Below are 728 nucleotides of genomic sequence, written 5' to 3' on the forward strand. Positions count from 1 at the left end.
GCAGCTCGAAGAAATTCTCAAAGGACTCTCCATGTACAAGATCTTGGACATCTCTTCGGCCATCTTCAGCCGTAAGGCTGACATTCTTGGTCAAATGCTGCTGGCTCTCATCCAGAAGTGCCACGGTACACTGCTCGAGCAGGAGCAATGCACTTGCCCGCAATGCAAGAGAGTGCTCAAAAGACGGGGCATGCACAAGAGATCCGTGGAAACCATGGCGGGAGCCATCGAACTGGAGCGACCCTACTTTTATTGCGTTCACTGCTCCCTTGGCATCTACCCCTTGGATGAAGCTCTGGAACTGAGCCCGGCCATAAAACAAGACGACATCCAGAGTGTGGGGGTGTTTCTGGCAACGGAGGTCTCCTATGGGGTGGCGAGCGAGACATACCACCGATGCACGGGCCAGGAGTTCTGCGAGCACGGCTTGCACCAATCGGTGAACCGGGTCGCGGAAGGGCTCGGTATCCTGGATGTGTGCCCGAGCAAGGCAGAGGTGGAGGAAAAGATAGCCCGGATTGGAGAAGGCAAGCGTTGGCGCCCGGTCATGATGATGACTCTTGATGGGGCTCAAGAGCCTGTCCGCCCCGAGCCCTCTCCCCGCAAAGGGAAGAGAGGCAAGGGAGATTGGAAGGAAGTCAAAGGATTCAGGCTCTATCTCATTGACGAGGACAGAATCGAGCACCTGATCAGCTGGCATCAGATGGCGGACAATCATAAGATAGCCG

Annotated in this window: 1 pseudogene; it reads left to right on the forward strand. The window is 55.8% G+C overall.

Annotated features, from left to right (window positions below):
* Window positions 1–31 precede the first annotated feature (31 nt).
* A pseudogene (locus tag MWC30_RS21700) lies at window positions 32–728 on the forward strand (ISKra4 family transposase); the annotation flags it as partial.

The organism is Desulforhabdus sp. TSK (assembly GCF_022836495.1).
Lineage (GTDB): Bacteria > Desulfobacterota > Syntrophobacteria > Syntrophobacterales > Syntrophobacteraceae > Desulforhabdus.